General features: G+C 34.8%; 42 protein-coding genes. 29 read left to right on the plus strand and 13 right to left on the minus strand.

The features are described 5' to 3' along the window. Positions 1-123 precede the first annotated feature (123 nt). The gene (locus ACQKNZ_RS02250) at positions 124-828 is read right to left on the minus strand and encodes a DUF421 domain-containing protein (protein WP_427657841.1); all 705 of its coding nucleotides are present in this window, start codon (positions 826-828) and stop codon (positions 124-126) included. Positions 829-1,179: 351 nt separating this feature from the next. Here ACQKNZ_RS02250 and ACQKNZ_RS02255 point away from each other — a divergent pair, with 351 nt between their 5' ends. Then, entirely contained in the window at positions 1,180-2,010 is an 831-nt protein-coding gene (locus ACQKNZ_RS02255; RefSeq protein ID WP_427657843.1) for an STAS domain-containing protein, read from the plus strand. Between the two features lie 364 nt (positions 2,011-2,374). On the opposite strand, the gene ACQKNZ_RS02260 is transcribed toward ACQKNZ_RS02255, so the two are convergent. Further along, a complete protein-coding gene (locus tag ACQKNZ_RS02260; protein ID WP_427657845.1) occupies positions 2,375-2,647 on the minus strand; it encodes a hypothetical protein in 273 nt (90 codons plus the stop codon). 164 nt (positions 2,648-2,811) lie between these two features. Further along, positions 2,812-3,081 carry a translation initiation factor 2 gene (locus tag ACQKNZ_RS02265; protein WP_427657847.1) on the minus strand — a complete coding sequence of 90 codons (270 nt, stop codon included), beginning with the start codon at positions 3,079-3,081 and terminating at the stop codon, positions 2,812-2,814. Positions 3,082-3,377: 296 nt separating this feature from the next. Here ACQKNZ_RS02265 and ACQKNZ_RS02270 point away from each other — a divergent pair, with 296 nt between their 5' ends. After that, complete coding sequence (locus ACQKNZ_RS02270) at positions 3,378-3,620, plus strand: hypothetical protein (RefSeq protein WP_144539868.1); 243 nt, start codon at positions 3,378-3,380, stop codon at positions 3,618-3,620. Between the two features lie 403 nt (positions 3,621-4,023). On the opposite strand, the gene ACQKNZ_RS02275 is transcribed toward ACQKNZ_RS02270, so the two are convergent. From ACQKNZ_RS02275 to ACQKNZ_RS02285, 3 genes are all read right to left on the minus strand, one after another. Continuing rightward, complete coding sequence (locus ACQKNZ_RS02275) at positions 4,024-5,178, minus strand: tyrosine-type recombinase/integrase (RefSeq protein WP_427657849.1); 1,155 nt, start codon at positions 5,176-5,178, stop codon at positions 4,024-4,026. Between the two features lie 96 nt (positions 5,179-5,274). Beyond that, entirely contained in the window at positions 5,275-5,721 is a 447-nt protein-coding gene (locus tag ACQKNZ_RS02280; RefSeq protein ID WP_427657851.1) for an ImmA/IrrE family metallo-endopeptidase, read from the minus strand. A 14-nt stretch (positions 5,722-5,735) separates the two neighbouring features. Next, on the minus strand, positions 5,736-6,167 hold the full coding sequence (locus tag ACQKNZ_RS02285) for a helix-turn-helix domain-containing protein (protein WP_427657853.1): 432 nt from the start codon (positions 6,165-6,167) through the stop codon (positions 5,736-5,738). Between the two features lie 391 nt (positions 6,168-6,558). On the opposite strand from ACQKNZ_RS02285, the gene ACQKNZ_RS02290 reads away from it, so the two are divergent. The 23 genes from ACQKNZ_RS02290 to ACQKNZ_RS02400 all read left to right on the plus strand — a co-directional run bounded on the left by ACQKNZ_RS02290 (position 6,559) and on the right by ACQKNZ_RS02400 (position 18,486). Beyond that, the gene (locus ACQKNZ_RS02290) at positions 6,559-6,741 is read left to right on the plus strand and encodes a helix-turn-helix transcriptional regulator (RefSeq protein WP_340862501.1); all 183 of its coding nucleotides are present in this window, start codon (positions 6,559-6,561) and stop codon (positions 6,739-6,741) included. Between the two features lie 16 nt (positions 6,742-6,757). Next, positions 6,758-7,030, plus strand: coding sequence for a hypothetical protein (locus ACQKNZ_RS02295; protein ID WP_427657855.1), 273 nt, complete (start codon positions 6,758-6,760; stop codon positions 7,028-7,030). 349 nt (positions 7,031-7,379) lie between these two features. Continuing rightward, a complete protein-coding gene (locus ACQKNZ_RS02300) occupies positions 7,380-8,825 on the plus strand; it encodes a DNA cytosine methyltransferase (protein WP_427657857.1) in 1,446 nt (481 codons plus the stop codon). A gap of 47 nt (positions 8,826-8,872) precedes the next feature. Further along, complete coding sequence (locus ACQKNZ_RS02305; RefSeq protein ID WP_427657859.1) at positions 8,873-9,544, plus strand: Rha family transcriptional regulator; 672 nt, start codon at positions 8,873-8,875, stop codon at positions 9,542-9,544. Between the two features lie 15 nt (positions 9,545-9,559). After that, positions 9,560-9,847, plus strand: a complete 288-nt coding sequence (locus ACQKNZ_RS02310; protein ID WP_427657861.1) for an AbrB/MazE/SpoVT family DNA-binding domain-containing protein — start codon at positions 9,560-9,562, stop codon at positions 9,845-9,847. A gap of 1 nt (position 9,848) precedes the next feature. Then, entirely contained in the window at positions 9,849-10,412 is a 564-nt protein-coding gene (gene yyaC, locus ACQKNZ_RS02315; protein ID WP_427657863.1) for a spore protease YyaC, read from the plus strand. Then, positions 10,409-10,630, plus strand: a complete 222-nt coding sequence (locus tag ACQKNZ_RS02320; RefSeq protein WP_427657865.1) for a hypothetical protein — start codon at positions 10,409-10,411, stop codon at positions 10,628-10,630. Before yyaC ends, ACQKNZ_RS02320 begins: the two co-directional genes overlap by 4 nt. A 92-nt stretch (positions 10,631-10,722) precedes the next feature. Next, positions 10,723-10,893: a hypothetical protein gene (locus ACQKNZ_RS02325; RefSeq protein WP_427657867.1), complete on the plus strand. Its 171-nt coding sequence runs from the start codon at positions 10,723-10,725 to the stop codon at positions 10,891-10,893. Continuing rightward, entirely contained in the window at positions 10,886-11,095 is a 210-nt protein-coding gene (locus ACQKNZ_RS02330; protein WP_427657868.1) for a hypothetical protein, read from the plus strand. Before ACQKNZ_RS02325 ends, ACQKNZ_RS02330 begins: the two co-directional genes overlap by 8 nt. A 49-nt stretch (positions 11,096-11,144) precedes the next feature. Next, on the plus strand, positions 11,145-12,032 hold the full coding sequence (locus tag ACQKNZ_RS02335; RefSeq protein ID WP_427657870.1) for a hypothetical protein: 888 nt from the start codon (positions 11,145-11,147) through the stop codon (positions 12,030-12,032). Continuing rightward, a complete protein-coding gene (locus tag ACQKNZ_RS02340; RefSeq protein WP_427657872.1) occupies positions 11,971-12,786 on the plus strand; it encodes a PD-(D/E)XK nuclease-like domain-containing protein in 816 nt (271 codons plus the stop codon). Before ACQKNZ_RS02335 ends, ACQKNZ_RS02340 begins: the two co-directional genes overlap by 62 nt. A gap of 109 nt (positions 12,787-12,895) precedes the next feature. Continuing rightward, complete coding sequence (locus ACQKNZ_RS02345; protein ID WP_427657874.1) at positions 12,896-13,549, plus strand: DnaD domain protein; 654 nt, start codon at positions 12,896-12,898, stop codon at positions 13,547-13,549. Continuing rightward, positions 13,509-14,375, plus strand: a complete 867-nt coding sequence (locus ACQKNZ_RS02350; protein WP_427657876.1) for an ATP-binding protein — start codon at positions 13,509-13,511, stop codon at positions 14,373-14,375. The genes ACQKNZ_RS02345 and ACQKNZ_RS02350 overlap by 41 nt, the downstream gene beginning before the upstream one ends. A 12-nt stretch (positions 14,376-14,387) precedes the next feature. Further along, positions 14,388-14,528, plus strand: a complete 141-nt coding sequence (locus ACQKNZ_RS02355; protein WP_427657878.1) for a hypothetical protein — start codon at positions 14,388-14,390, stop codon at positions 14,526-14,528. Further along, positions 14,525-14,692, plus strand: coding sequence for a hypothetical protein (locus ACQKNZ_RS02360; RefSeq protein ID WP_427657880.1), 168 nt, complete (start codon positions 14,525-14,527; stop codon positions 14,690-14,692). Before ACQKNZ_RS02355 ends, ACQKNZ_RS02360 begins: the two co-directional genes overlap by 4 nt. Next, positions 14,689-15,060, plus strand: a complete 372-nt coding sequence (locus tag ACQKNZ_RS02365; protein ID WP_427657882.1) for a hypothetical protein — start codon at positions 14,689-14,691, stop codon at positions 15,058-15,060. The genes ACQKNZ_RS02360 and ACQKNZ_RS02365 overlap by 4 nt, the downstream gene beginning before the upstream one ends. After that, complete coding sequence (locus ACQKNZ_RS02370) at positions 15,057-15,326, plus strand: hypothetical protein (protein WP_427657884.1); 270 nt, start codon at positions 15,057-15,059, stop codon at positions 15,324-15,326. The genes ACQKNZ_RS02365 and ACQKNZ_RS02370 overlap by 4 nt, the downstream gene beginning before the upstream one ends. Next, positions 15,323-16,051: a hypothetical protein gene (locus ACQKNZ_RS02375; protein WP_427657885.1), complete on the plus strand. Its 729-nt coding sequence runs from the start codon at positions 15,323-15,325 to the stop codon at positions 16,049-16,051. The genes ACQKNZ_RS02370 and ACQKNZ_RS02375 overlap by 4 nt, the downstream gene beginning before the upstream one ends. Continuing rightward, the gene (locus tag ACQKNZ_RS02380) at positions 16,048-16,692 is read left to right on the plus strand and encodes a dUTP diphosphatase (RefSeq protein WP_427657887.1); all 645 of its coding nucleotides are present in this window, start codon (positions 16,048-16,050) and stop codon (positions 16,690-16,692) included. The genes ACQKNZ_RS02375 and ACQKNZ_RS02380 overlap by 4 nt, the downstream gene beginning before the upstream one ends. A gap of 13 nt (positions 16,693-16,705) precedes the next feature. Next, positions 16,706-16,876, plus strand: a complete 171-nt coding sequence (locus ACQKNZ_RS02385; protein ID WP_427657889.1) for a hypothetical protein — start codon at positions 16,706-16,708, stop codon at positions 16,874-16,876. Further along, the gene (locus ACQKNZ_RS02390) at positions 16,873-17,268 is read left to right on the plus strand and encodes a replication terminator protein (RefSeq protein WP_427657891.1); all 396 of its coding nucleotides are present in this window, start codon (positions 16,873-16,875) and stop codon (positions 17,266-17,268) included. Before ACQKNZ_RS02385 ends, ACQKNZ_RS02390 begins: the two co-directional genes overlap by 4 nt. A 50-nt stretch (positions 17,269-17,318) precedes the next feature. Then, the gene (locus ACQKNZ_RS02395) at positions 17,319-18,029 is read left to right on the plus strand and encodes a hypothetical protein (protein ID WP_427657893.1); all 711 of its coding nucleotides are present in this window, start codon (positions 17,319-17,321) and stop codon (positions 18,027-18,029) included. A 46-nt stretch (positions 18,030-18,075) separates the two neighbouring features. After that, the gene (locus ACQKNZ_RS02400) at positions 18,076-18,486 is read left to right on the plus strand and encodes a RusA family crossover junction endodeoxyribonuclease (protein WP_427657895.1); all 411 of its coding nucleotides are present in this window, start codon (positions 18,076-18,078) and stop codon (positions 18,484-18,486) included. A 147-nt stretch (positions 18,487-18,633) separates the two neighbouring features. On the opposite strand, the gene ACQKNZ_RS02405 is transcribed toward ACQKNZ_RS02400, so the two are convergent. Then, a complete protein-coding gene (locus ACQKNZ_RS02405) occupies positions 18,634-19,017 on the minus strand; it encodes a VOC family protein (RefSeq protein ID WP_427657897.1) in 384 nt (127 codons plus the stop codon). Positions 19,018-19,158: 141 nt separating this feature from the next. On the opposite strand from ACQKNZ_RS02405, the gene ACQKNZ_RS02410 reads away from it, so the two are divergent. Together ACQKNZ_RS02410 and ACQKNZ_RS02415 are read left to right on the plus strand one after the other, a co-directional pair. Next, on the plus strand, positions 19,159-19,368 hold the full coding sequence (locus tag ACQKNZ_RS02410; protein WP_427657899.1) for a hypothetical protein: 210 nt from the start codon (positions 19,159-19,161) through the stop codon (positions 19,366-19,368). An 866-nt stretch (positions 19,369-20,234) separates the two neighbouring features. After that, positions 20,235-20,402, plus strand: coding sequence for a hypothetical protein (locus ACQKNZ_RS02415; RefSeq protein WP_427657901.1), 168 nt, complete (start codon positions 20,235-20,237; stop codon positions 20,400-20,402). A 512-nt stretch (positions 20,403-20,914) separates the two neighbouring features. Here ACQKNZ_RS02415 and ACQKNZ_RS02420 read toward each other — a convergent pair. Continuing rightward, a complete protein-coding gene (locus tag ACQKNZ_RS02420) occupies positions 20,915-21,337 on the minus strand; it encodes a ferritin-like domain-containing protein (protein WP_427657903.1) in 423 nt (140 codons plus the stop codon). A 224-nt stretch (positions 21,338-21,561) separates the two neighbouring features. Here ACQKNZ_RS02420 and ACQKNZ_RS02425 point away from each other — a divergent pair, with 224 nt between their 5' ends. Continuing rightward, positions 21,562-21,810: a hypothetical protein gene (locus ACQKNZ_RS02425; protein WP_427657905.1), complete on the plus strand. Its 249-nt coding sequence runs from the start codon at positions 21,562-21,564 to the stop codon at positions 21,808-21,810. Positions 21,811-21,905: 95 nt separating this feature from the next. Here ACQKNZ_RS02425 and ACQKNZ_RS02430 read toward each other — a convergent pair whose 3' ends face one another. The 5 genes from ACQKNZ_RS02430 to ACQKNZ_RS02450 form a co-directional block, all read right to left on the minus strand. After that, a complete protein-coding gene (locus tag ACQKNZ_RS02430; RefSeq protein ID WP_427657907.1) occupies positions 21,906-22,604 on the minus strand; it encodes a YetF domain-containing protein in 699 nt (232 codons plus the stop codon). Positions 22,605-22,833: 229 nt separating this feature from the next. Further along, entirely contained in the window at positions 22,834-23,058 is a 225-nt protein-coding gene (locus ACQKNZ_RS02435; protein WP_427657909.1) for a hypothetical protein, read from the minus strand. A 67-nt stretch (positions 23,059-23,125) separates the two neighbouring features. Next, positions 23,126-23,518 carry a DUF1259 domain-containing protein gene (locus tag ACQKNZ_RS02440; protein WP_427657911.1) on the minus strand — a complete coding sequence of 131 codons (393 nt, stop codon included), beginning with the start codon at positions 23,516-23,518 and terminating at the stop codon, positions 23,126-23,128. Positions 23,519-23,587: 69 nt separating this feature from the next. Further along, positions 23,588-23,860, minus strand: coding sequence for a hypothetical protein (locus ACQKNZ_RS02445; protein ID WP_427657913.1), 273 nt, complete (start codon positions 23,858-23,860; stop codon positions 23,588-23,590). 156 nt (positions 23,861-24,016) lie between these two features. Continuing rightward, positions 24,017-24,601, minus strand: coding sequence for a DUF6944 family repetitive protein (locus ACQKNZ_RS02450; protein WP_427657915.1), 585 nt, complete (start codon positions 24,599-24,601; stop codon positions 24,017-24,019). 233 nt (positions 24,602-24,834) lie between these two features. Here ACQKNZ_RS02450 and ACQKNZ_RS02455 point away from each other — a divergent pair, with 233 nt between their 5' ends. Then, positions 24,835-26,289 (plus strand): spore germination protein, encoded by a 1,455-nt coding sequence (locus ACQKNZ_RS02455; RefSeq protein ID WP_427657917.1) that lies wholly within the window; start codon positions 24,835-24,837, stop codon positions 26,287-26,289. The last annotated feature ends 42 nt before the right edge of the window (positions 26,290-26,331 follow it).

Here is a 26,331-nt window from a genome sequence, read left to right on the forward strand (position 1 = left end):
AAAAAGCTTTGAAACGTTGTACCTCAACGTTTCAAAGCTTTTTAATAACCAAATTCTAAAAGTGTGTTCCCTCTTCACTCATTCCTGTATTTCGCTAAACTGATGGCCTTTAGTTAAAATTCTCTATTTATATAAAAAAGCTTGAAAGGTATCCTTCTGGTCGATTGTGGCTAATAAGACATTACTTATGTCCACGTTATATGCTGTCTCGACTTTATTTATTAGCCACTCCTTACTATGATTTGTTTTGTTTAATTCATCGTAATTAATTTTCCCTTCTTTAATAAGGACAGAAGGAAGAGGGACGGCTTCAGGAACTATATTCATATCTGCTCGAGTAGGACTTTGGTGTTGAGGGTATAAAAAACTAGAAATAGAACCGTCTGGCTCCCATAAAGCACAAGAGACTTTTTGTACATCTTCTATCTTTTCTTTTCTTAATTCTGATAGAAGAAACTCAAGAGAGATTCTTGCCTTACGTAAATTTGCGTCAACAATCTTTCCGTTTTTTATAAGTGGAATGGGAGGGTGGTCTATAAAATGGCGAAACAGAGTCCACTTTAGGCTTAATGAGACACCGAGTGTATATAAAATAACTAAAGCAGACATGGTAATCATGGACCCCTTCATTCCTAAACCTTCATCAGACAAGGGGTGAGCGATAATATTACCGATAGATATTGCCATAGCAAAGTCGAGCAATCTTAACTGTGAAATAGAACGCTGGCCCATAACTTTTGTCGCAAAGAGTAAAAAGAAGAAAGCAACAACCGCTCTTAGAACCCATTGAATTGCTGTAAGTGATTCTTGGGAATGAAAGAAGTCCACATTTGATACATCCTTTATCGCTTTATGTTTGTTCTTATTGTCTCCTTTATAATTATGATTATGTGTTTGTCCTAAACAAGAAGAAAAAGTAGCCAAGTGGTAAAATATTCGATAGAGGAAAAGGAATAGCTTACTTCATATAATGCTTTATTAAATATGGAAAGATAGTAAAGTTTCGATTGAGAGTATGTCCTATTTATTTGATAGCTATAAGCTTAGTTGTACAATCGCTATATCATATTGGATAAAAATTATAATATTGGAAATAAAAAAAATCTATGTTACTATCAAAATATTGGTACAAAAAATTGTTTTACAAGATTGAATCATTAACGGAAGTAGGAAAATTAAATGGTCAGTAATGAAAAATTCTATAATTTTCTCAAAAGTAAAACATGGAATCTAACAGAAAAATGGTACGAGAATCTTAACAAAGATCTAAATGGAATTTATAGTACTAATAATCAAGAGGAAATACAATTGCTTAAAGAGCAGAACCATCTATTCCATGAGAAATTTGTAGATTTGTTTAACAATTCTAGTGAAGAAGGTCTAAAAAGTTTTGATGACTTTATCGAAGTAATAGTTAATGACAATGGTCATCAACGTACCCCCCTTACGGAAATAATAGGGGAATTTTTTCATCAACAATATCTTTATTTAGAATTATTAGAGGAATTTGTATCAAAATATGAGAACGAACTAAGTGACAAACAGATAATTGAATTTAGTACCGCTATTTTGTCTACAATCAATGATATTATTCTTAAATTTACTAAAGAGTTTATAGAGCAATCTCAAATAAGATTGAAATCCCAACAAGAGATGATTATTGAATTAAGTGCACCAGTTATTAAATTAACTGCTGACTCCGCATTGCTACCACTAATTGGGGAAGTAGATACAAATAGGGCTAAAGTAATTTTAGAACAATCACTTCAACAATGTTCGGATATGAAAATCAAACACTTATATATTGATTTGTTAGGCGTTCCGGTTGTGGATACTATGGTTGCACAACAATTATTTCAAATGATCAGTGCACTAAAGTTAATTGGAGTGAGTACCTCACTTTCAGGGGTTCGCCCTAGTATTGCACAAACAACCATACAATTAGGAATTGATTTTAAAGGTGTAGAGACACATTCTAGCATTGAACAGGCTATGAGGAAACATAGATAATTTAAGTCAAAGAACGTTCCTATTAGGAGCGTTTTTTATTTTATATAAAATGGAAGGGGAAATAATATTAGAAGTAGGAACTAATTTATAGAGTCAAAGTGTAACTGACAAAAAGGAAGTATAAATAGAAGACATTAACATACCTAAAAGTTCGAAGCGAATGTAAAAGTGGAGTGGATTAAGGAGTTATCAACAACTTTACCACAGTTGTGGATAATTAAGTGAAAATTAAAATAAATGATATGATTTTAGTGCATTAGAAATATATAGCTCATAGAAAATTTAAAAGTATCTTATATGAATGATTGTTGTTTGGTATATATGGTATGGGTGTATAAAATGTTCGACATTTCAGTTTGATATATTACTTTTTCCTATATGCCCTTAACGATACTTTTAAAGCTGAATAATTCCCTATAGCTGCATAACCATAAAACCAACCCATAAAAAGGCCCGCAACAATATGATGGCGATGGCTGATAAAGACAGAAATAATAAGTCCTAATATCAAGGCTATGAAAGGGACATTTTTGGATTGTACGCGAAAAAGAATTTTGATTATTTGAGTGATAATTATGATTACAGGTATAGCTATTACAGCATCCCAAAAATTTGTATGTATTAAAGGAAAATTCATATCACACCTCAATTTATTTCAGTTAGGTATAGATTTACCTAAAAAAAAGTGATTCATACTCTTTATAGTATAAAAAAGGTAAAAATATAAATGCCATACAATTGGATAAAGGCTAAACGGAGGCTTATGTATAAAACAGAAAGTAAAAAGTAAGAGACAATTTTTTATCTCTTACTACGCTCAATTTTATCTAACTTTCTTGTTAATTCATTAATTTGTTTTTGCATTTGTTCTATTTGAGCCGATTGATTTGACTGCTCAGAGGATTTTTGATTATTTGTATTTTCTAATCCTTTAAGTGCAATACCTGCTGCTAAAGCTGCTATTCCATCTCCTATTGTAGTAAGTGTAGCTCCGAAAAGTGCTAATTTAGCTACTAGAAGATCCGTTGAATCTGAACTTGAATCATTTTGTAAATCATTCTTATTATTCATTAACATGCTTCCTTGTCTATATTATAAGCAATTATGCTTTATCACATGTTATTCAAGCCATTCAAACAAGCAAGGGCGTTTTTATTTAGACCCTAAGAAAAAAGGTCCTAAATAGCATATTAAATATGTTCCCGCTAGTGGTCTACAACAGCATTTAAATTGCCTCTCTATATTCAATGTAGAGAAGGTGTGCCTCTGTAAAGAAAGTAATATCGTTGTTGTTCTCCACAAAATAACCAACCCTCTTATGTTGGCATATTCTAGACAAAAGATAGCCAAAGGATGTTAGACAAGATATGCATTCCAAAAACAACGAAAAATTCATTGAGCAGCCCAACTTAGGCCCAACATTGGAGTTCTTAGGTTCTGCTTTCGAAACACTAGGTCTACTTATTGGGACGATTGGAGAAGGAATATCCCTACAAGAAATGTTAGAGGAAGAACACTCCGAGAAGAAAATTATGAGTGATCAAAAAAGTCAACTCTCCCAAATAGAAAAAAAACTAGACTGCATCATTAAGGAGCTTAAATCATTATAGTTGTGATTTTTAAGAAAAATAAAAAGGACCTTTCAATCATAGGTCCTCATGACTGAGATGAGAGTGAGGAAATTTCTCAGTTGTTAATATTTAGCATATGTAAGAACAAATTATTGTACAGAGACAATTATTCTTAACACTAGAGCCTAAGACAGAATCTAATAAACAATTCATATAAACCTTATCTGTTTGTCCCCCCAAATGCACCCGATTTCCTTTGGGGGTTATTGTAATTCTGAGGAAGTTCATAAAATTGTTATTATTACAATGTTCCTGAGTATAAAAAACTTCACTTTAATTAATAGATACACTACAATGAGTAATATTTTGTTATCGAAGAAAACTTGATTCTTCAGGGGTTGAAGGAGGGTATAAATAAAACCTCCCCCAAAACCTCCCCCAATTAGATTATTTTTAATGCTTCTCCAAACACTTGGACAGCTTCTAATTCTAATTCTTTGAGATTGTGCCCATAAACATTATTAATCATTTCCGGAGTATTACCTAAACGTTCCGAAATAGTTTTTACCGGTATTCTTTCTTTCATTAAAATAGTAGCGTGTGTATGGCGTAAACCATGAGGAGTCACTTCTTTCAGATTATGCTTTTCAATTATTCGCTTCATAGCATTGTTAATCATAGTGCAGTTAATTTCTAAGCCACTTGTACCATTAATAAATACATAGGTGTTTTCATTGAAGGGAAGACCATATTTAATTCTAGTTTCTCTACACCATTTCTTATAAATATTCATTTGTTTGACAAGTACGGGATCCATCACTATAGAACGAAAGCTATTTTTAGTTTTTGGTGGCCGTACCCCATTATCGTCTCTGGTGCAATTGATAGAACAAATATCATCCTGTATGTCTCTCCATTTCAATCCGCAAGCTTCCCCCTTACGTACACCTGTATAGGCAAGAAACATCCCCATGGAATAATTCGTGATTGTCTCGACTTTTTTACAGATGTGTAAAAACTCAACAAGTTCTTGTGCTGTAAAGTAGTTGTTACCTACAGTTTCTTCATCAAAAGTGATATTAGTGAAACGATTACGGGGAATTATCTCTGCATCTACTGCAGCATTCACTGCAATTTTAAATAATTTGTGTAATTGTTTAACGCTTGTTGGTCTCATTGTTTTGAGTAACTTCTGAATAAATTTAATTTTGTAAGTGCTCTTATCTAATTCTGCTACTTTATAGTGACCTAGTAAAGGCTTCATATGTTTTTTGATATCTCTTTCTCTTTGTAATCGGGTTGTAATCCCCCATTCGTGATTGGAAGATTCATACCATATATCAAGCCATTCTGAAATTGTAACGTTAGCTTTGGCTACCTGTTTAACATCTCCATTGATTATCTTTGTCCGAACTTCTAGTAAACCTCTATATGCTTCATTTTCACTTTTAAAACCTTGTTTTTGTTTTTCTCTTCTATTGCCTAATGAATCATAATATCTGTGTCGATAAGCAAAACGCTTTTCATCCTTAGTATTGAAATAATAATAAAGCTCAGGATCTTTTTTTAATCTATGCATTTCTGTTTTTTTAGTCATATTTTTTCCCTTTCAAACGTTGACAGGCGTTAGATGGGGGAGACTTCAAATAATTGGCATCACTCCTTCCAATGGGAATGTACGTTCCGTTTGTGGTTAAATTTTTTTACCATCTAAACTTTTTAAAGTTAAAAGTTCTGAAGGGATACCATAAACTTGAATAGCTTCAACGACAGTAAAACTTGTATTGTTTTGTTCATATAAATATTCATCTAATAGCAATAATTCGACAGCAAAAGTGTTGGCCTCTATTTCTAAAATATCTGTGGAAAATAGAGTGTTCTGCCTTAAAAAAGAAGTGTTAACATCTGGATGTTGAATAGCATGTCCAAGCTCATGCGCACAAATGAAAAATAGTTTTTCTTTGGGGGCATCTTGATTAATATGTATGATAGGTACTCTAAAGTTTTTATTGTAATAACCCAATGCAGTACCTAAAGGTTCAAATACAATTAGAATTCCCATGAGCTGTGCAAGTTTAAAAGGATCATTGGTACCGTGTTTTTTTACTAACTGATTGACTACAGATTTAATCGGGGACACAAGCAGCACTCCTATTATTCTCTATATTTTTTAGGGGTGAATTTTTGTTTGGCTACACGTTTGGCTAGTCTTAATGAATTTTCTAAGCTTGATAATAATAATTCTCTATCTTCCAATTCTTCCTCGCTTAACTCATCAAGAGTCCTTCCATCGAATGCAGCATGCCCACTAGTCGACAAACCTTCTATCATTTTTTGAAGTTCATTTTGAATATCTTGTTCATCTTTTTCGGTTAGATGGTAGTATCGCTTTTTATTAGTACGCCCAAGTAAATAATCAATGCTGACATCAAAATAATCTCCTACTTTTTGTAACGTTTCACTTTTAGGAGAAACGTTATCCCATCTTCTTATTTGCCCATTTGAGATACCAATTTCTCTTTCGACTTCAGCGAAAGTGACTTTTCTCTCGTCGCAAAGCAATTTTATTCTTTTCACTAAACTCACGTATATCAACCTCTCGCAAGGCTTATTGAAACAAAGGATTAACTTTTTAGTCATTATTTATTGACAACTGACTTTTTAGTCATTATACTTTGTTCATAAGCTAATTTATTGGCTAAAACGACAATAAGAAACAGGACCTATCTATTAACATTTTTCGTTGGGGAACGTGGTTAATGTTGGTTTAAAGGCTTTTTAAAAGTCTTATTTAGCTATGGATTCATAATAGCAAATAAGTCATTTTGGGTCAAGTAAATTAGCAAATAATTTAGCTTATTTTTTTACAGTAATGAAAAGAGCTGTGATACCGAGCCAATGACGGTATATTTTATTCAGAATAATAGCTGAAGGGACGGTAGCAACGTCATTAGTATGTTGAAAAGGAGGTTAAGTTATGCCTGAAGATTTAGGAGCAAAAGTAAGAAGTGAAATCTTTAAAAGAAATATGACTCAGAATGAGTTAGCTAAATTAGTAGGAATTTCAAATGCATATCTATCTGATATTATTCGTGGACGCAAAGATGGCCCAAAAGCACAAGAGCACATAAAACACATTAGAAAAATTTTAAGCATTTAATGCGGAGGTGTGATTCATGACTATCGCAAATGTACAAATCGAAGTGAACCATGAAGAGATTAGAAATTACATCAATGAGAAGTTAGATGAAACTATGAGACAAACCTTGTTCACATGGGATATCAACGAAATGACAAAGAGAACTTGTATGAGTAAAACATTTCTTGAACAAGAGTTTCTCCATGATCCACGAATGAAATTATTAGAACGTAGAAAGGAAAAAGGTAAGCGTCTTTGGTTTTATGAACCCAGTTTAAAAGTAATGCAAGAGATTATGGATGAATGGTAATAAAAATAAAATACGTTGACAGGCGTAAAACAATGAGTTTTGGAGGGAATACATGACACCCACAGCACTTATGGTAGTAGCGATTATTGGTTTCATTAGCATAATCAGCTGGGGAGTATACACGTGGAGAGAAATGGGTTAGCAATCTAGCAATCTAGCATTATCACACCCAGCATTAAATATTCAAACCGAGCGGAGTACGCCAGGACAGGCAAGTTTAAGCCTCGAGCGACAGCAATAGCCTACGCCAAGACGTTTGAGCATTTACTGGTGGGTGTGAGAGAAAAGTGAGGTGAAAGTAGTTTATAGGAATGTCGTAATAGGAGCACAAAGCTAAGGAGGGGTGAAAATGCAACAACTAGATTTATTCAGAGAAATCATTGTGGACAACTTTGCAGGTGGTGGCGGAGCTTCCACAGGAATTGAGATGGCTACAGGATTGAGCGTGGACATAGCCATTAATCATGATCCAGATGCAATTGCAATGCACAAAGTAAATCATCCTGATACAGAACATTATTGTGAGTCAGTTTGGGACGTGGATCCAGTAAAAGCCGTTAAAGGTCGAAAAGTTGGACTTGCCTGGTTCTCACCAGATTGTAAGCATTTTTCAAAGGCAAAGGGAGGTAAGCCTGTCGAAAAGAAAATCAGAGGATTAGCATGGATTTCAGTTAAATGGGCGATTGCAGTGAAACCGAGAGTTATTATGCTTGAAAATGTTGAGGAGTTTAAAACTTGGGGGCCGTTGAATGAAAAAGGTTACCCAGATGAAAAACAAAAAGGAAAAACATTTCATTCGTTCATAAAAGCTTTGGAATCGCTTGGGTATCAGGTGGATTTCAAAGAGTTAAAAGCATGTGATTACGGTGCACCTACAATTCGAAAAAGGTTCTTTATGGTCGCACGTTGTGACGGTAAGCCAATTAAGTGGCCAGTGCCAACTCATGGAGATCCAAAGAGTTTGGAAGTCAAAAAAGGTAAGTTAAGACCTTGGAGAACAGCGGGTGAAATTATAGATTGGTCAATAGGTACACCTTCTATTTTTGATAGAAAGAAACCTCTTGCGGAAAATACTATGAGAAGAATCGCACGGGGGATAGAACGATTTGTTGTTAATAATCCTTCACCTTTTATTGTTCGGATTGGTCAAACAGGTTTTGGAGGGGATAGACTGCAATATCAATTAAATAAACCATTAACTACCATTACAACAAAAGCAGAGCATTGTTTAGTAACTCCAACGCTTCTAGTAAATACAACGGGTCATCCAGGAAGTAAACTTGACGAACCAATTAAGACAATAACTACTGGTGGACATCATGCATTAGTAACTCCTTTTTTAGCAACTTATTACACTGAAACAACTAAAAATGGAGTAAGAGGACAGACATTACAACAACCTATCGCAACAATTCCTACCGCAAATAGATTCGGACTTGTAAATGCGTTCCTTACAAAGTATTACGGGTCAGACATTGGTCAACAAATAGAAGAACCTTTACACACTATAACAACAAGAGATCGTTTTGGTTTAGTTACAATTCATGGTCAAGACTATAGGATTGTCGATATTGGAATGAGAATGTTGCAACCACATGAATTGTTCGCTGCACAAGGATTCCCTTCTGATTATGTAATCCACGAAGATTTTGAAGGTAAGACATACTCTAAATCAAAACAAGTAGCTCGATGTGGCAATGCAGTTCCTCCACCATTTGCAGATGCATTAGTTCGTGCAAATCTACCTGAAATGGTAAACGAGAATTCAAGATACAAAGTGGCTGTTTGTAATTAGGCAGCTATGCAGTTAGACCAAAGAATGAAACAGAAAGGAAGTTATGAATGGATCAATTAAAAGTAATTTCTTTAGATGGACAACTTGTAACAGATAGTCGTGATGTTGCTGAAATGATTGATAAGCGTCATACAGATCTAATGCGTTCAATCAGTGGATATGTAGTTATTTTAGAAAACGCAGAATTGCGTTCTCAGGATTTCTTTATTCCAAGCACTTACAAAACCGAAGGAAACAACAAAACATATGATTGTTTCTTACTTACACGCAAAGGGTGCGACATGGTAGCAAACAAAATGACTGGTGAAAAAGGCGTTCTATTTACTGCAGCATATGTTACTAGGTTTGAAGAAATGGAAAAAGCAAGTCTCTTGCCGAAACCTCTTTCAGAAAAAGAACAATTAAAAGCTTCAATGAGACTCTCTTTAGAAACATCAGAAGAAGTAGAGGTTTTGAAGGTCCAGGTAAATGAGTTGAAAAACAAGGTGGACAACCAGATAACTTTAGATCATGGAGAGCAACGTAGGTTGCAAAAATTGGTCGGAACTAAAGTTTTTGAACATGCAAAATCAGACAATCACCGAAAATTGTTATTTCCAGAACTTTATCGTGAAATCAAGGACCGCTTTGGAGTTGCTAGTTACAGAGATTTGAAGCGTCAAGACTTACAAACTGCAATTAGATATGTAGAGTGTTGGATTCCTAAAAAAACTAACTAAAAGGGAGATAGAAAAATGAAAAGTACAGGTATCGTTCGTAAAGTGGATGAATTAGGTCGTGTGGTTATTCCGAAGGAGCTACGTCGTACATTAGAAATCGCTGATAAAGATCCACTTGAAATTTATGTAGAGGAAGACCAAATCATTCTTAAGAAGTATCAGGCTAAAAACGCTTGTGCAGTGACTGGTGAAGTATCTAATAACAATATCAGTGTTCTAGACGGAAAGTTGGTTCTTAGTCAAGAAGGTTTAAATATACTACTTGGCCAGCTGAAAAAAGAAATTAAATCAGGAGGTGAATAAATTGGAAAACAAAATATTGTTGGAACGAATCATACCTTCTGACAGGGAAGTTCTATTCGCTTGCATAGGTACTGACCGTTCAACAGGAGACTCATTAGGTCCCTTGGTTGGATCTGAACTAAGTAAGAGAGGTTACACAGTGATTGGAACTGTTCATCACCCTTTGCATGCTTTGAATCTGGAAGAAACGATTGAAAATATTAAACAAAACTATCCAAATCATTTAGTAGTGGCAGTAGATGCTTGTTTAGGAAATGTAGACGATATTGGACAAGTCATTGTTCAACTTGGTCCGCTAATTCCAGGAAAAGCAGTAAAAAAAGATTTACCTCCAATGGGGGACATTGCTATAAAAGGAATCGTAAATATTGGAGGTTTCATGGAATACAATGTCTTACAAAGTACAAGATTGTCAGTTGTATTAGATATTGCAAATGAAATAATCACAACGTGTGATGAGGTTATGCAAAAGCGAATTAGTCATAAAAGGAAATCATTCATTTTGTTTTCATTTATCAACGAAGATTTATTTAAAAAATTAAGAAGGAGATTGAAATTTATATGAATCAACTATTAATCAAACTGTCTCAATGGTTTTCGGATGAGCATGAAATACTGGATCAACTAGCTCATGACGTAGCAACATCAGATGCTATCGAAGATATGGTGACAGCTAAACAAGCTTATAACCTCCAAGAAACAAAGGTAGATGCTATTCAAGAAGCCATTCGATTTGTTGAATTGGAATGTGAAGTTGTGGAAGTAAATGAAGACAAAAAATAAAACCCGTTGTTGGCGCAACGAGTTCGGGTCCTGCTATAAATATACAACTTCATTTTAGTACAGGACCTCCAAAAAAACAAGGAGGTAACAATATGAACAGCTACTTATGGGAAATCACATCATCCACAGGTCAAAAATGGCATATACCTTCTGAAGGGTTGAATGTCGAAGAAGGGATAGCGGAGTTCAGAAGACTCCATGGTTACTCTCACATCATATTTAAAGTGAAATATTACTCGAAAATAGGTGAAGTACATGCTTGAAAATCCAATCCTTAGCAGTGGTCACCCACAAACGGATACTTACGAGCCTGTTGTTATCAGTGATTGTACCAACGTCAAATGTAACGAGGAAATATACTCTCGTGAAGGTATCGAGCATAACGGAGAATTTTATTGCAGCACCCATTGTCTGGGAGAACATTTGATAAATGAGGGACAAGCTATTGATATGAGCAATCAATGACCTACCTTAAATACATTTAATAACACTATATTGCAAAGGAGCAATAAATATGAATGATTTAGCCACACAATTTCAAAACAATCAAAATAACGGGGTTCTAGCACAGGCAACGTCTTCACGTGAAATGGAGGAAGTTAAAGGTCAAATATTCATGGCCAAGCAATTCCCACGTAATACATTTCAGTCAGAACAACGTATTTTAGATTCTTGCAAACGACCGACACTTGCTCAAGTAGCAATGTATCAATATCCACGAGGTGGAACAAAGGTAACTGGTCCATCTATCAGATTAGCAGAAGTATTAGCCCAAAATTGGGGGAACTTATCCTTTGGGATTAAAGAACTCGAGCAACGTGAAGGCGAATCCGTAGCTATGGCTTATTGCTGGGACCAAGAAACGAATGTACGCCAAGAAAAGGTATTCGTAGTAAAACACGCAATCGGTACTAAAAAAGGTTTAAAACTCCTTACAGATCCACGTGATATTTATGAAAAAGTAGCAAATGATGGTGCACGTCGATTAAGAGCGTGCATCTTAGGAATTATCCCAGGCGATATAGTAGATCGTGCGATTGATGAATGCACAAAAACATTATCAGGACAAAACAATGGTCCATTGAAGGATCGAATTGCAAACGCACTTGCTAGATTCAAAAATTCATATGGTATCACTCAAGAAATGATTGAAACAAAGTTCGGTTATAACGCTAATTCATTTAGTGAATACGATTTAGTTGAATTAGTTAAGATCCATAACTCTTTAAAAGATGGTATGTCATCTGTAGAAGATTGGTTTGATAAAGATGAAGGAAAGAAAAAGTCGAGTGATCTGACAGAAGCATTTAAAAAGGATGACGTTAAGGGGGCTCCTGTAGATGCTAACTCAACAACATCGAAAGAAACTTCAGTTGAACAGCCAGAACTACCACAGCAATGAAGCGAATAAAGACTACTTTTCAGTTTCCCAATTCAAGAACATGATGGATTGCCAAGCTCGAACGGTAGCAAGTATAAATGGAGACTATCAAATGCCGTCCAGCACGGCTTTGATGGTTGGCTCCTATACTCATGCAGCTTTCGAGAGCGAAGAAGAGTTCCTTAAGTTTCAAGAAGAAAATCATGATTCAATTTATAAAAGCCGTGGTGGTAAATATGCCGAATATAATCAAGCGGATTTGATGATTCAAACTATAAAAGAAGATCCATTTGCAATGTTCGCGATGGATGGTGTGAAAGAAAAGATATTTACCGCTAACCTATTTGGCGTTGAGTGGAAAATAAAAGTGGATTCGATTAACTTCGACCGTAAAACGTTCACTGATTTAAAGACCACTCAGAGCCTTTCAAATCGCTACTGGTCAGATAAGTATCATAAGCATGTTTCGTTTGTTCAAGCCTTTGATTATGTTCTACAAATGGCTATTTATCGTGAGGTAATACAAAGGAACACAGGAGATTATTTCAATCCTTATATTGTTGCAGTAACAAAAGAAAGTCCTCCAGATAAAGCTGTGTTGCATTTTGATGATTCTCGTTTCGATTTTGAATTGGCTTACACAGAAACGATGATGGATAACTTTATTCGAGTTAAAAATGGGTTAGATAAGCCTATACGATGTGAGAAGTGTGCTTATTGCAGGCAGACAAAGAAATTGAATAATACATTTGAAATTGAATATTTACTAGACTGAGGTGAGCAAATTGGGAGGGTGGATTAAATTACACCGTAGACTCACAGAAAAACCAATATGGGAAGGGTCTACGCCCGAACAAAAAGTGATATTAATCACCCTTCTCACAATGGCGAACCATAAGGAAAAAGAATGGGAATGGAAGGGCCAAAGATATAAAGCGGAACCTGGACAATTTGTCACTTCTCTTCCATCAATCGTTGAAAAAGCAGGTAAGGGAATCACTATTCAGAAGGTGAGGACTGCTTTAAAGCGTTTTGAAAAATTCGAATTTCTAACAGACGAATCAACAAAGCAAAATAGGCTCATAACCATTGTGAATTGGGCGATGTATCAACAACAAGAAAACAAAGTAACAGACGAATTAACAGTCAATCAACAGACGACTAACAGTCAACTAACAGCTAACAAGAATGTAAGAAAGAAAGAAGGTAATAAAGAAGATGATAAAGGGCCTTCAAATCCATTCCAATTTTATGAAGATGAAGGTTTTGGAACCATTAGTTCATTCATTGCAGATCAACTAGGTGGATTGATTGATGACTTTGGTGAAGAAAAGGTAATTCAAGCAATGAAAGAAACTAGGTTAAATGGTTCTAACAGCTTGAACTATACCAGAAAGATATTAACCAACCCCAAACGTGTAAGAGGTGAAAACAATGCAACCGATAAGCCAAGTACTCCAGGAGATGATGAAGTCCAATCCCGAATTAGCGCAGCGAATGAAAGACGCAAAAGACTCGCTGGAATCAAATCCAATTGAGGTACTCACCAAGCCTTCTGAAAAATGTCCTTATCACAAATGTGATGGAACAGGATGGATATGGATTAAGGATTGGTCTCGTCAAAACAAAAAGGATGAGATTGACGAGGACGGAAATTTAAAACGTGCAGAATGGATGGAAAAGTGTGAGTGTCACGAACAACGATTAAAACAATCTGAGATTGATAAAAAACTGGATTTAGCTGGTATTCCTATGATTTTCAAAGATGCCACCGTGAATTCTTTTGATGTCAATTTGTATAAGGATAACGAAAGCATAGAGACTGCATCAATAGCTAAAAAAGCTGCTGGAAACTTCGTAGCTAATTATGAAACCTTAAAAAACAATGGTAAAGGGTTATATCTATTCAGTACTACAAAGGGATCTGGCAAAACAAGACTAGTCTCTAGTATTGCTAATGCCCTAATGAAAGTACATTCAGTTGATCTTGCTTTTATAAAGGCAAACGATCTTCTCACTCAGATAAAAAAGACATTTGGTGACAATACAACCTCAGAGAGTGAAATCATCAAAAGTTTAAGAGAAGTGGAAGTCCTAGTCATTGATGACTTAGCTGTTGAAAAAAAGAGTGAATTTGCTGAAAGGGTATTTTACGACATCACAGATTACCGATTGGAACATAAAAAGGTCACTCTATTCACATCCAACAAGACCATTGATAACTTAGATCAAATCTATAAAGAAGGCCGAGTAAAAAGCAGAGTGAAAAAAATGTGCCTTGAGATATATATGCCTGAAGAATCCATTAGGGATGAAGAAGCTGAGGCAGAAAATGAAGAGTTTGAACGGCTCTTATTTGAATAGGAGGACGGTGTAATGGCTAACTGGATACCAGGACAAGGGTTTTACTTAGTCCAACCCTCAGAGCCTTATAACAAAGAAAAATGTGATTGTGAAATGGAACTACTTGAAATTAAATTAAGAAAAGCTGAAAAGCGGATGGAGGCAGCTAAATGATTGGACAAACAATTAATCCTTCCTTGGAAACAAAAAGACAAATGCTTATAGATGATCTGCAACGTGAAGGTCTCCATGAAGGCCCTGAGGGAGAGCAATTGCAAGAAATGGATTATTACTCTCTTAGAAGTTTGCTAGCTAGAAGAATGGCGGTGGAGTCGTGAGAAAGCAACCCTTTATGCTAGGTGAAAAGGTTAAGTTTTCAAGGTCTTTGAAAAATACTGGTAACAGTGGTTTTCTTAGTGACATTGAATATTTAAACGACAAGGAAATAAAACGTTTTGAAGATGAAGTTGTGATAAATGTCGTTTTCAAAGAGCCTGTAAAACATAAAGAATTGACCGGAATAGTAGTAGGTAAAAGAAGAATTTCTACCAATACAGATTTTGAATTGTGCCAAGCGTATCACCCGTATGAAGAAGATAGACAATTCATTTCGATTAGTCACGTTTTTAAAATTGTTTATCTGGTAGCTTGCAACTTAAGAGGATTCAAAAGAGTATTACCTGAAGATCTGGAGGCAACTCAATGAGTTGGACAAGCGAAGTATATAAAAATACCGCATCTAAGCCAATGGATATTGTTTCAGAAAACGCTCGAATCATCAATGTTATTTCATCTGATGATCATTCACTAAAGGATCCAAACGAAGTTGCATTTGTTGTTTCCAGAACGCGTTCTTTTGAGGATTTTAAGAAAGTGGTTAGGCAGCATAAACGTTCAACCAGTCCTGATTTAACATTAACTCCATATAGCGAAAGCTTATTGGAATCTTGCTTCAGGGGGTGGAATAAATGACACCAGCTGAGAAAAGAAAGCAAAAGGAAGAACGAGCTAAGTTAAAAAGTTATCGTAACCGATTGATGGCACTAAAAGATATTGTTCCTAATATTAATGAGTTATGGCAAGACAATCAAAAAATAGTTCAGTTCTTCGAGGGTGGAGAAGTAGCAAAATATGAGGGAAAGGCAATCATAAAACCAACTAAACCAATTGATAAAGTTGGCAAAGACAAAGAAATTCAAACCAAACTCACTCCTGAGATATACAAAGAAAGAAAAGCTCAAGGAATAAATGACCGTGCGATCATGGCGGAGTTCGGTCTTTATGTAAATAAGTTCACGGCTTGGAAAAAAGAAAATGGTCTCATGGGGCAAAAATTAGAGGGAGGTAGAAGAGCTCACAAAGATTTTGTACCTAAAACGAAAGAGGGGGTATCTGAAGTGGTTGCAACAGAAGAAGAGGGTGTAATTGAGCAATTCAAAGCTAATGATGAGAGGCTTAAAGAGCAATTGGATCTAGCTCAAAAAGCAGAAAAACAGGCTATAGATGAGCTTCTTCAATACCAAGCTGAGTTCCGCAAGCTAGAGGTCGATTATCGTAACCAAAGTACGGAACTTGCTCGAGTAAATGAAATGCTGGAGAAGTTAAAATACACCGCTCAAATCAATGTGTGGTTGATGAAGCAACATATTGGTTTTGTAGAACAGGCTGACTTGATGGCAGGTGGTGTGGATCAATGAATCTAGCTAAGCTATTTGACACTCAGAAGGTACTTGATGCTCGGATTATGGAAAATCATCCAGAGTTAGTAGGGCAAAACAATTTAGATTGGAAAATCCTTGCCTTACAAGTTGAGCTTGGGGAATGCGCCAATGAATGGCGCGGGTTTAAGAAGTGGAGTAAAGATCAGGAACCAAGAGTTGAAGAAGATATTCCATGTTCTTTATGTGATGGAACTGGTGATTTAAATTATGAATGGATTCAAGAAGATGCTGAGGGAACCGGAAATCATGAATTTATTGAATGTATAGATTGTGATTGCACAGGAGTAATTGGTGTCAGAAATCCACTCCTAGAAGAATACGTGGATTGCTTGCATTTCATTTTATCAATAGGGTTGGAGTTAGAGTTTACAGACTTATGTATAAACCACAGTTCCGTTAAACGTCTTCCTGAACAAATTGACTCAATGATAAATTTCAGTACAGTATTTTCATTTGTAGACCAATTAAGAAGATCGAAATCGTTCCATTGGTATGATTCGTTATTTGAGAGATTCGTAGTTTTAGGATTTTCATTAGGCTTCACATGGGAGCAAATAGAACAAGCTTATTTCGAGAAAAACGAGATTAACCATAACCGCCAAGCGAACGGCTACTAGGATGTGATCCACATTGCTAATCACAACTATGTACAAGGCCGTGGACCGCCAAGTGATGACAGTTAGTGGACATTTAAATAAGCAAGAGATTAGTAGTTTTAAAGCGGATGGTTGGCGCCTTGAACAACCGCAAATCAATAAAACAGGTATTCCAGTACAAACACATAGGAGGAAACATTCATGAACAAAATCATCGACTTAAATACATTTGCAAGTGGTGCACTAGCTGAAAAGGTAAATATCGAGTTGCAGAAAGCACTTGATAATATTGCTGATCCAAACACGGATCACAAGAAAGCTAGAAAGGTAACGGTTAGCATCACGCTTAAGGCTAATGAGAAGCGTAACCTAGCTAATGTAGTGGTTGATACTAAATCTACTCTTGTGCCAGCTGTGGGAGTTGAAACTGAAATACTCATTGATTATGCTCCAGACGGTCAAGTAACTGGTGCAGAGCTAAAGAGTGGGATACCTGGGCAATCCTTTATTAGTAATGACGGAGAAATCTTAGATCACCTTGGACAACCTTTACCCGCAGAAGAACCGACCAATAAGAAAGTAGTTCAATTCAAATAAATTCTAGTAATCTATCAAACTAAAACTAAAAATCGAAAAGAGGAAATTACATGTTAAAAGAATTCGTATCATACCTATTGGAATTAAAACGCCCTGAAACAATTGAAGCTGCTGGAAAGGTTTATTCCACTAACCAACTTTACCGTTTGGATAAGGAACAGGAGGTTACTGCAATTAATGTCCGCAGCTTATCCGGTCTAGTAGATTATGTGAAATCGAACTTTGATCACGAGCGTACATTGATGATTCATGTAGAGTCTCCAACTAAAGTAAATGTTTTTGATGCTCTAAACGATATAAATGATCGTCGTACTTATGTTAGAGCTGGAGCATTGTTACCGAGTATCACATTTGAGCGTTTTATCGATCGTGAGGAATTCCAAATCATGCTGCAGGCTTGCTTTGTAGGAAATCCAGATAAAGAACAAGTACTCAAAGTAGTTAGTTCCATCATTGAAGAAAATTCAGTTCAGACACAAGATGATGGAGTTACACAACGAGTTACAGCTAAAACAGGAGTGGCAACCGTAGGAAATGTAAACGTTCCTAACCCAGTTACTTTAAAGCCATTCAGAACATTTGCAGAGGTACCGCAACCAGAGTCTGAATTTGTACTTCGCCTTAAAGATGGTGGTCGTGTTGGATTGTTCGAGGCTGATGGTGGTGCTTGGGAGCTTAATGCCATGGCAAACATTGCAGAGTATTTAAGTAATGAACTATCCGAAGAAATTGAAGCAAAAAAAGTTTATATCATCGACTAACTAGAGAGGGGCCAAGTGCCCCTTTAAATTTCAAAGGAGTGTAAGAATGAACATCTTATTCGAAATACCAGGCAACATTCAACCACAAGAACGCCCTAAATTCTCAACATTTGGTGGTCATGTCAGAGCAATAGATCCTATCAAATCAAGGGACTTTAAACAATTTGTAAAAATGGTTGCTGCAGAGCATGCACCAGCTGCACTTATAGAAACTGAAATTCGATTGTATGTAGATATATACAGACCTATCCCAAAATCGTTAAGCAAGAAAAAAAGAGCAGAAGCAATAGCTGGGCAACTAAGGCCAACTAAGAAACCTGATCTAGATAATTTGGTGAAGGGTATTAAGGATGGAATGAGTAAAGTAATTTGGCATGATGATGCTCAAATAGTAGAAATGAATGTTCGTAAGTTTTACTCGGAGAATCCGAGGGCGGTGGTGAAGGTGGAATGGTAATTGTGTAGTTATCAACACATTTACCACATTTGTGGATAATTTATTAAAAATTAAAATAATTTTATCGGATTTAAGACGTATTTGAAACAAACTATGTAATAAGAAAAAGAGCAATGATTAGTTAAAACTAGCCATTGCTCAAAGCATTTAACAATTGCAGATCATTAATACGTTTCCATCTAAGTCTTGAAAGTTAAAATAGGCAAAATCACCAATACGTTCTATTTCTCTAACAACAGTTATCCCTTCGCCTTTGATAAATTTGTATGCTTCATCTATATCTTTGACGAAGAAGTTAAATAAAACATGGTTTGAAGGATTTAATGTGAAACCTGGATCGAAAGTATGATCATCTAAAGTAAGACCAGTTTCACCTGAAACAGGGATATTGTAAACAGGCGATGATACATTATCCTTTTGAAAGGGTAAACCAAGTAGTTTGCTGTACCATTCGACGGATTTTTCTAAGTTACTAACATGGATAAAAACATTATTTACCTTACAAGCAATTGGAGAAGCAATCGAATTCATAAACATTCCACCTTTTCTTTTAATGCAATATATTATTCGATAGAAGAAGAAAAAATCCTTTAAAAATTTTAAGAAAAGTAAGACGCAGTTCGTAGATAAAGCGTCACAGTTGTACCAAATTGTACCGTTAGGGGTGAGTAAATGGATTGTTGTAAATATTGTGGTTCAACAGAAGGGATTTACACTAAAAACAGCTATAAAGGTTCGGGTATTATGCGCTTTAACTTTGATGGCAGTGAAGCCGATAACGGTAACATGTATGAGTGTTTGACTCAAGTACAAAGCAAATATGTGTATTGTTTGGACTGTGATAAAAGACTTTTCAAAACAGAAGAGATACAGCTTGGTTGATAAAAACTATGTTAGAAAAGAGATTAATTCAACTTGAATTAATCTCAGGAAAGGTTATTTACTTTTCTTTTTGCTTGAGAAGAATATAGCTGAAAAAAGTGCTAATGCGATAGCAATCCAGGCACCAAAGTTCATTACTTCACTTCCAATCAGGTAGTAGGTTGATATTTAATACGTTTCAAATAATTAGAAGTTTCAATATTTAAAATTTCAAGTTAATGAAAATATGTTATGGCATAGTTCGTGGAAAGTACGTCGCAATACAAAAAGGATCTTCATAAGAAGATCCTGAGACCAACTGGACATTAAAACGGAGGTTAAAACAGACACACATCCCAGCGGTTTTATAGTATATGTAATTTCTAGCTAGGTGTGCATACTAAGCAAAACAAAAGGGCCCCACTGGAATAAGGTCCTTTTGTTAACTAAGAAGTAAGGAAAGGGAATTTAAATAATATCTCTGATCTCTTATAGCATATGAGTAGGGAAGATTATGGTCAGGGCGTTTAATGGGGGTATTTGGAATTTCAGTTACTGGTATTCTGAGTATTTATACGTAACAACAGAAATAAATCCTTAACTGCGGTATTCCTTTATAAATAAATAATAAATAAATGTGATGTACAGAAGAGAGAGTGCAGCTATTATTAAAAATACTTTCATGAATTCTACCTCGTTTTGAAATAAAAAATAAATGAAACACTGGAATATAGTTCAGACTTTTATAAGGGCAATTTTAGAGCCTAGATTGGCATAATCAACAGGCTTCCTAGGACTGCTTTTCGGCTCTAGTTACATGGTAGACAAAGCTGAATTATTTTATACAGTTTTTTGGATGAAACAAAAAGTGAAGTAGAGAAAAATCTTTGAAGAAGATTTTTCGAACATATTCAGATACAGAAGTAGAACAACTAGCAACGATTGTTGAGTGTACTCATTGTGGCAATGAATGGCTAGAAGAAGATATGTACGAGAACGGAAAAAGAGTTTCGTTCGACAAAAAACGACATACTAAAAATGCGAAAGGTCTATAACAAAGATAACGCATCCCCTAAGATAAATCTATAATTGGAGCTATTATATTGAATGAACAATGGAATGACGGCAATTTATAGGCAGTATGAAAAAAAGACCTTCTCATGAAGGCCCTTAGAACAGCTGGGATAAAGAAATGGAGGGTATAATCAGCAAAAATCCCAGTTGTAATTATAGTTTATACAAATAGAAAGCGATTATGTATTTGATCTTTAGCCTAAATAAAAAGGACCCTCGATAATAGGTCCTTTCATTAACCGAGAGGCAAAGAAGGGATGACTACTTTACATCTCAGTTGTTCTTTAGCATATGAACACGGCGAAAATAAATGAAAGGTAGGTTTGCAAAATATTAGAGTCAATATGGGTAAAATAAACAGGCTTCTTAGGTCTGTTATTACCTTTGGTCACCTTCTAGACAAGGAAGAATGATTATATATAGTTTTCGTAGTTGAAATTAAATGTGAAGTAGCAAAAGCCCAAATAATTGTTGGCTATATACTTTACAATTACTAATTGTTCATGAAATACAAAAACCAAACCGCATGATTTTGTTCATCAGCTGAGGCACGTGTAAAAGTGTCTCTAACAACTGGATTATCGGTATTTCTAGCGATATCATGATAGAAATCAACGGTTTCCTGTTCATCTATGAATGCAGCGAGTATCCCGCTTCTATAATCGGCAGGACATTGTCTATTGATTTTAGGAGAAGGTTCCTTTCCGGTTAGAGAAATATACAGATACCAAAATGTTTCGTAATGTCTAATTTCATCATTTCTGATTTCAAGAATACGTTTTTTAATATCAGCATTTGACGCCTGGTCTGCTAATAACTCATAGCATGAAATTGCTGTGAACTCACCATCAATCGCTTTCAAAATATCACTTAATACTTCTGTATGCATAGAAGTCTGAATGGAATTTTGATTCACTCTTTTTTCACCTCCAGTGTCAATATATGATTAAACATAGTTTTATGGACCTTGTCTGAGAGAAATTATTTTAAATACTAATATTACAATATTTGTGGTTATTAAAAATTTTAAAAAACGGTGTCAATGAATGGAATTGAACCAAATACTTTGGACACAAATAACAAAAACTCTCAAGTCATCATATTCTAAGGAAAAGACAGTTAAAGGATGATTAACAACACATGCAATCCAAAAAGAATGAAAAATTCATTGAGCAACCGAACTTAGGGCTAACGTTAGGCTTTTTGGGATCCGTATTTGAAACGTTAGGTCTTCTTATTGGAACTATAGGAGAAGGAGTTATATTGCAGGAAATGGTAGAGGAAGAACAAACTGAAAAAAAAATTAGAAGTGAGCAAAAAAATCAGCTCTCACAAATTGAAAAAAAATTAGACTATGTCATTAAGGAACTTGAGGAATTAAAAAGATGATCCATACACTAAAGGGTCATCTTTTTCCTTTTAATCTAATTGTTTATTTAAATATTTTTGAAAATGCAACTGGCAAGTAATATTAATGAATCATTCTAAAGACCATTATCCTTTAAATTTATTGAAAGTGAACCATTCGTTTGTAATTGTGCAAAATAAACTTCTTTAATAGATTGTATACCATGTTTATTTAATTTTTTCATTATCCATTCTTCGTCTAAATTAAGTTCTTTTAAGTTTTTATATAAAAGTTTGCCATCTGATATGATTTCTGTTGGCATATAGGTTGGCAAGGAAACGTCAGCTTTGACATTTTGTTTTGTTGCGTTTTGTTCGGAAGGCTTTTTGAAAACACTAAGTTCTCCATTTGTTTCTAATACTGCAAATAAAACGTCATCTATGGAAAAAATCGATTGTTCTCTTAATAGCATCATAACGTCGTCCATATTTAACCGTGTAGATTTTAATGATTTCAAAGATATTTTTCCATCTTTAATAATAATAGTCGGCTCGTCATCCAATAATAAACGAATTTTAGGAGAAAGTTGAGAAAGATACGTCATTAGGATTGTAAGTGCAGCCCAGCAAATTAATGATATTAATCCCTCAACAAATGGAGTTTCTTTTTGAGCAGCTATTTCTGCAGCAATGGACCCGATAGTTATTCCTGTAATGTAATGAAAGAAAGTGAGCTGACTTATCTGCTTCTTCCCCATAACCCGTGCCAAAATAAGTAAAACTAAAAATGAAATTGTAGTTCTCCAGATCATGTCCCAAAAATTTATATCACCCATAGAAATTGATGCTCCTTATTTAAAAATATCTTCTTTTATTGTGGCTCGTTAGCATCAAACTATTCTTATCAAATATTTTGTAAAAAGTTGATTATGTTGAAAACAATAAAAGGACCTTCATATGAAGATCCTTAAAACTGTTTGATACGAATTAAACCAAGGATAGAAACTAAAACTACTAACATCACACCTGATTAATAGTTTATGCAGATTAATTAGTTTTTAAAATTTATTTTCTGTTAGCTTTTATTTTTTCAACTTCAGACATAATATTGTTAATCTGTTGTTGCATTTTTTCCCTTTTTGTTTTGCTTTGTTGCTTTTCTTCCATTATTACTTCCGCATCTGATTTAATTGATTCAGATATTTTAATTATTTCCTCACCCATATTGGCGAGCTCCTTCAATAATGATTCGAGAGTTCGATTGGGTTCGTTTGGATTAAATTTATTCAAATACTTTCCTCCTACAATGAATTATTACAATGAATAAATTGTTCTTCTTAATGGAGTTTCATTTTATTCATTGGTTTAGAAGTCTAAAGGAATCTGAAAACTTTTTAGCAAATGACAAAGGTGGTTCTACAGATTGGAAATGTACGTATAGGACGGTTGGATTTGTGAAAATCCAGTGATTATGAATAGCACTAACAATTAAATTGTTTCTTACTAGTGCTTTAAGAAATATGGGTAATTCTTCTTGAAGGACAACCACTTCGCCAAGATTGAGAGCATTTCCTTCTGCATCTAATGATTCAAAAGTAATACCAGCTGGGAGGGCACTTCTACTTGGTCTTCCTTGGATAGTTAACCCAAATGAACGATCGAGCTCTACCGAGCAAATGCCTTGCTTCATGCTTAATTTGCCATTTACAATCTGAGCGTATTTGCTACAAAGGCTATGGTAATTTTGCAATTTTACACACTCCTTTGTTTATATTTATGGGAAGAGTGTATAAAATGTTCAAGATTTTAGGTTGAATAATTACTTTTTTCTATATGCCATTAATGAAGCTTTTAAAGCTGAGTAATTACCTATAGCAGCATAGCCATAAAACCAGCCCATAAATAGGCCAGCAATAAGATGGTGACGATGACTGATGAAAACAGAAATAAGAAGTCCTAATAATAAGGCTACAAGAGGAACATATTTGGACTGTGTTCGAAAAATAATCTTGATTATTTGGGTGATAATTATAATTACGGGTATTGCTATTACAGCATCCCAAAAGTTTGTATGTATTATTGGAAAATTCATTTCACACCTCGTTTTCTTTTACTTTGATGTAGAATTACGCAATAAAATGCTACATACGACTATATTTCTCCATCAGTTCAATTCTGATACATGTAAATTTCAATTAACGAAAGCTAAATTGAAAAAATAATACAAGCAGTATCTATTTTTAATAATTTAGTCATCGTAATCTGATGCTAAAGCTGTTATTACAGTACCACCTGCCTGAATCCAAACACCTAATGCATTCATATATATACCTTCTTCTGTGTTTGTGTTAGCGAACACTTGAATTGTATTGCCTATCGCTTGAACAATGTTACCTATATTATCTATGGTTTGAATGAAAGATAAGTTCTCCTGAGTGTTTATAGAGACCCCTGTACCTAATATTTGAAGTAGATTACCCTGTGTTAATAAACGTTGACTTGATTGCTCATTAGAAGCTAAAATACCTGCCACAACTGTAACGTTTCCTATTGCTTGAAGTTGATCGCCTACTATATCTAATAATAATTCTTCATTATCAGCTACAAGAGCACTTCCGCTTGCTTGCAATACATTTCCAATTAAACGTAAATCTTTTAACGTAGATTTTGAAAGTAGTTTAGAAGGTGTATTCCCAATTGCAGCTACAATTGTTCCAATTGCTTCTATCCATCCACCTGTGATAGCAGTATTGTAAGATGATGAGTTAGTTGAATTATGAATTTGATAAGTGTTATTAGAAATTGGACTGTAATAATTTTCATTTTTCCACATTTTTTAACCTTCTTACATCAGTGAGCTTCTATTAATATATGTATATTTAAAAAATATAGTTAGGCTAAATATTTGATAACTAAATTTTTTAGAAAAGAATAATCTTTTAAAAAATGTAAAAAGTAATCAAATATTGGCGAACATTTTAAATGACCGAATTACGATCTCAAGTTATTCGTAACTTTCCAATAAAAAGTTGGAAATGTAAAAACTAAGGAAAGTGGGGATAATAAGTGAATCCAACTGAGGAAACACTGGATCTTCAAACATACAAAAATCTTTTTAAAAAGAATGCAGATGTAAATTTTCAATTGTATACTTATGGACAATTTAAAGTTCATTTTATCACTTGTGACTCTATGGTAAATGTTCAGCTGTTGAATGAAGTCATTGTCCCACGAGTTCAAGAGACATGTACTCAGGTAGAGCAAACATCGCTTGAGGAAACAATATTAGAGAAACTTCATATTCCTGAACTAAAAATACTAAACAAGAAGGAAGAAGTTATAACAAAGCTATTTAAAGGCTATTTAATTATATATTTTGAGGATGGAAAACTTACATTTTCAAGCAATATTTCAAAGAAGCCCAATAGAAGTCCAGAAGAGTCCAGAATGGAAGTAGTTATTAAGGGGCCAAGAGATAACTTTATTGAGGATATTGAGGTTAATATCGCTTTAATAAGAAAAAGATTGCCTACCAATTCTTTGAGCGTAGAAAAAATGGAGATAGGAAAAAGGTCTAAAACAACAGTGGCTATCCTTTATATGGAGGATATTGCTAGTAAGGATATTCTTCAGGATATTTTAGATCAGATAAATAAAATTGATATAGATATCGTCTTTGGTGGAGAGTTGTTTATGGAGAGAGTGAACAAGTCATCTCTTATTTTTCCGAAAAATGACTATACAGGAAGACCAGATTTTGCAATACAAGCGCTAGTAAGGGGAAGGTTTCTTATATTAGTAGATGGGGTTTCGTATGTTGTGATTACTCCAGTGAATTTATTTTTGCTTTTAAAGGCAGGCGAGGATATAGAATATCCTGTTGTGTATAGCTCTGCAGAAAGAGTATTAAGAATAGTTGGCATTATGATAGGCGTAGCATTACCTGCTTTTTGGCTAGCATTAACTACCTTCCATCAGGATCAATTACCTTTTCAGTTATTAGCAACAGTTGTCCAAAATAACACAGGACTTCCACTTCCGTCAGCGATAGAGATGCTAATAATGTTAATCATGTTTGAACTTTTTCGAGAAGCGGGTCTACGATTGCCGAGTGTCATAGGAGGAACTATTAGCGTAGTAGGAGGAATAATTATTGGAGACGCAGCAATTCGGGCGGGTTTAACAAGTCCAGCAATGATTTTTGTTATTGCTATATCCACTATCGCTACTTTTACATTAGTCAATCAATCTCTTGTTACTGCCGTTAGTGTTGTACGAATCATTATAATCCTCGTTACATCTGCACTAGGCTTATTTGGATTTTTTGTCACGTTATTTCTTTTGCTTCTTTACTTATCAAACATGAGAATTTTTGGCGTTTCTTATATGAATATTGGAACTGATCTTAGCTGGTCCACTATTAAAAAGTCTTTGTTTAGGCTAAGAGCTACTGAATATAAGAACCGTCCTCGTTCACTTGATCCACAAGATTCTACACGAACCGGAGGAACAGAAAAATGAAAAGAAGTAACCATTTAGGCAAAATTTTTGAGATATTATTCC

The organism is Psychrobacillus sp. NPDC093200 (assembly GCF_050280345.1).
Classification (GTDB): domain Bacteria; phylum Bacillota; class Bacilli; order Bacillales_A; family Planococcaceae; genus Psychrobacillus; species Psychrobacillus faecigallinarum.

Excerpts from the sequence above, each read along its gene's own strand:
- ACQKNZ_RS02305 (WP_427657859.1), top strand. The coding sequence starts at position 8,873 with ATGGATCAATTAAAAGTAATTTCTTTAGATGGACAACTTGTAACAGAT.
- ACQKNZ_RS02330 (WP_427657868.1), top strand. The coding sequence starts at position 10,886 with ATGCTTGAAAATCCAATCCTTAGCAGTGGTCACCCACAAACGGATACT.
- ACQKNZ_RS02300 (WP_427657857.1), top strand. The coding sequence starts at position 7,380 with ATGCAACAACTAGATTTATTCAGAGAAATCATTGTGGACAACTTTGCA.
- ACQKNZ_RS02375 (WP_427657885.1), top strand. The coding sequence starts at position 15,323 with ATGACACCAGCTGAGAAAAGAAAGCAAAAGGAAGAACGAGCTAAGTTA.
- ACQKNZ_RS02295 (WP_427657855.1), top strand. The coding sequence starts at position 6,758 with ATGACTATCGCAAATGTACAAATCGAAGTGAACCATGAAGAGATTAGA.
- ACQKNZ_RS02360 (WP_427657880.1), top strand. The coding sequence starts at position 14,525 with ATGATTGGACAAACAATTAATCCTTCCTTGGAAACAAAAAGACAAATG.
- ACQKNZ_RS02380 (WP_427657887.1), top strand. The coding sequence starts at position 16,048 with ATGAATCTAGCTAAGCTATTTGACACTCAGAAGGTACTTGATGCTCGG.
- ACQKNZ_RS02425 (WP_427657905.1), top strand. The coding sequence starts at position 21,562 with ATGCAATCCAAAAAGAATGAAAAATTCATTGAGCAACCGAACTTAGGG.
- ACQKNZ_RS02350 (WP_427657876.1), top strand. The coding sequence starts at position 13,509 with ATGAAAGACGCAAAAGACTCGCTGGAATCAAATCCAATTGAGGTACTC.
- ACQKNZ_RS02290 (WP_340862501.1), top strand. The coding sequence starts at position 6,559 with ATGCCTGAAGATTTAGGAGCAAAAGTAAGAAGTGAAATCTTTAAAAGA.
- ACQKNZ_RS02325 (WP_427657867.1), top strand. The coding sequence starts at position 10,723 with ATGAACAGCTACTTATGGGAAATCACATCATCCACAGGTCAAAAATGG.
- ACQKNZ_RS02410 (WP_427657899.1), top strand. The coding sequence starts at position 19,159 with ATGGATTGTTGTAAATATTGTGGTTCAACAGAAGGGATTTACACTAAA.
- ACQKNZ_RS02255 (WP_427657843.1), top strand. The coding sequence starts at position 1,180 with ATGGTCAGTAATGAAAAATTCTATAATTTTCTCAAAAGTAAAACATGG.
- ACQKNZ_RS02345 (WP_427657874.1), top strand. The coding sequence starts at position 12,896 with ATGGCGAACCATAAGGAAAAAGAATGGGAATGGAAGGGCCAAAGATAT.
- ACQKNZ_RS02340 (WP_427657872.1), top strand. The coding sequence starts at position 11,971 with ATGCTAACTCAACAACATCGAAAGAAACTTCAGTTGAACAGCCAGAAC.
- ACQKNZ_RS02335 (WP_427657870.1), top strand. The coding sequence starts at position 11,145 with ATGAATGATTTAGCCACACAATTTCAAAACAATCAAAATAACGGGGTT.
- ACQKNZ_RS02265 (WP_427657847.1), bottom strand. The coding sequence starts at position 3,081 with ATGAATAATAAGAATGATTTACAAAATGATTCAAGTTCAGATTCAACG.
- ACQKNZ_RS02430 (WP_427657907.1), bottom strand. The coding sequence starts at position 22,604 with ATGGGTGATATAAATTTTTGGGACATGATCTGGAGAACTACAATTTCA.
- ACQKNZ_RS02320 (WP_427657865.1), top strand. The coding sequence starts at position 10,409 with ATGAATCAACTATTAATCAAACTGTCTCAATGGTTTTCGGATGAGCAT.
- ACQKNZ_RS02405 (WP_427657897.1), bottom strand. The coding sequence starts at position 19,017 with ATGAATTCGATTGCTTCTCCAATTGCTTGTAAGGTAAATAATGTTTTT.
- ACQKNZ_RS02445 (WP_427657913.1), bottom strand. The coding sequence starts at position 23,860 with ATGAATTTTCCAATAATACATACAAACTTTTGGGATGCTGTAATAGCA.
- ACQKNZ_RS02390 (WP_427657891.1), top strand. The coding sequence starts at position 16,873 with ATGAACAAAATCATCGACTTAAATACATTTGCAAGTGGTGCACTAGCT.
- ACQKNZ_RS02400 (WP_427657895.1), top strand. The coding sequence starts at position 18,076 with ATGAACATCTTATTCGAAATACCAGGCAACATTCAACCACAAGAACGC.
- ACQKNZ_RS02270 (WP_144539868.1), top strand. The coding sequence starts at position 3,378 with ATGCATTCCAAAAACAACGAAAAATTCATTGAGCAGCCCAACTTAGGC.
- ACQKNZ_RS02395 (WP_427657893.1), top strand. The coding sequence starts at position 17,319 with ATGTTAAAAGAATTCGTATCATACCTATTGGAATTAAAACGCCCTGAA.
- ACQKNZ_RS02450 (WP_427657915.1), bottom strand. The coding sequence starts at position 24,601 with ATGTGGAAAAATGAAAATTATTACAGTCCAATTTCTAATAACACTTAT.
- ACQKNZ_RS02275 (WP_427657849.1), bottom strand. The coding sequence starts at position 5,178 with ATGACTAAAAAAACAGAAATGCATAGATTAAAAAAAGATCCTGAGCTT.
- ACQKNZ_RS02310 (WP_427657861.1), top strand. The coding sequence starts at position 9,560 with ATGAAAAGTACAGGTATCGTTCGTAAAGTGGATGAATTAGGTCGTGTG.
- ACQKNZ_RS02260 (WP_427657845.1), bottom strand. The coding sequence starts at position 2,647 with ATGAATTTTCCTTTAATACATACAAATTTTTGGGATGCTGTAATAGCT.
- ACQKNZ_RS02355 (WP_427657878.1), top strand. The coding sequence starts at position 14,388 with ATGGCTAACTGGATACCAGGACAAGGGTTTTACTTAGTCCAACCCTCA.
- ACQKNZ_RS02370 (WP_427657884.1), top strand. The coding sequence starts at position 15,057 with ATGAGTTGGACAAGCGAAGTATATAAAAATACCGCATCTAAGCCAATG.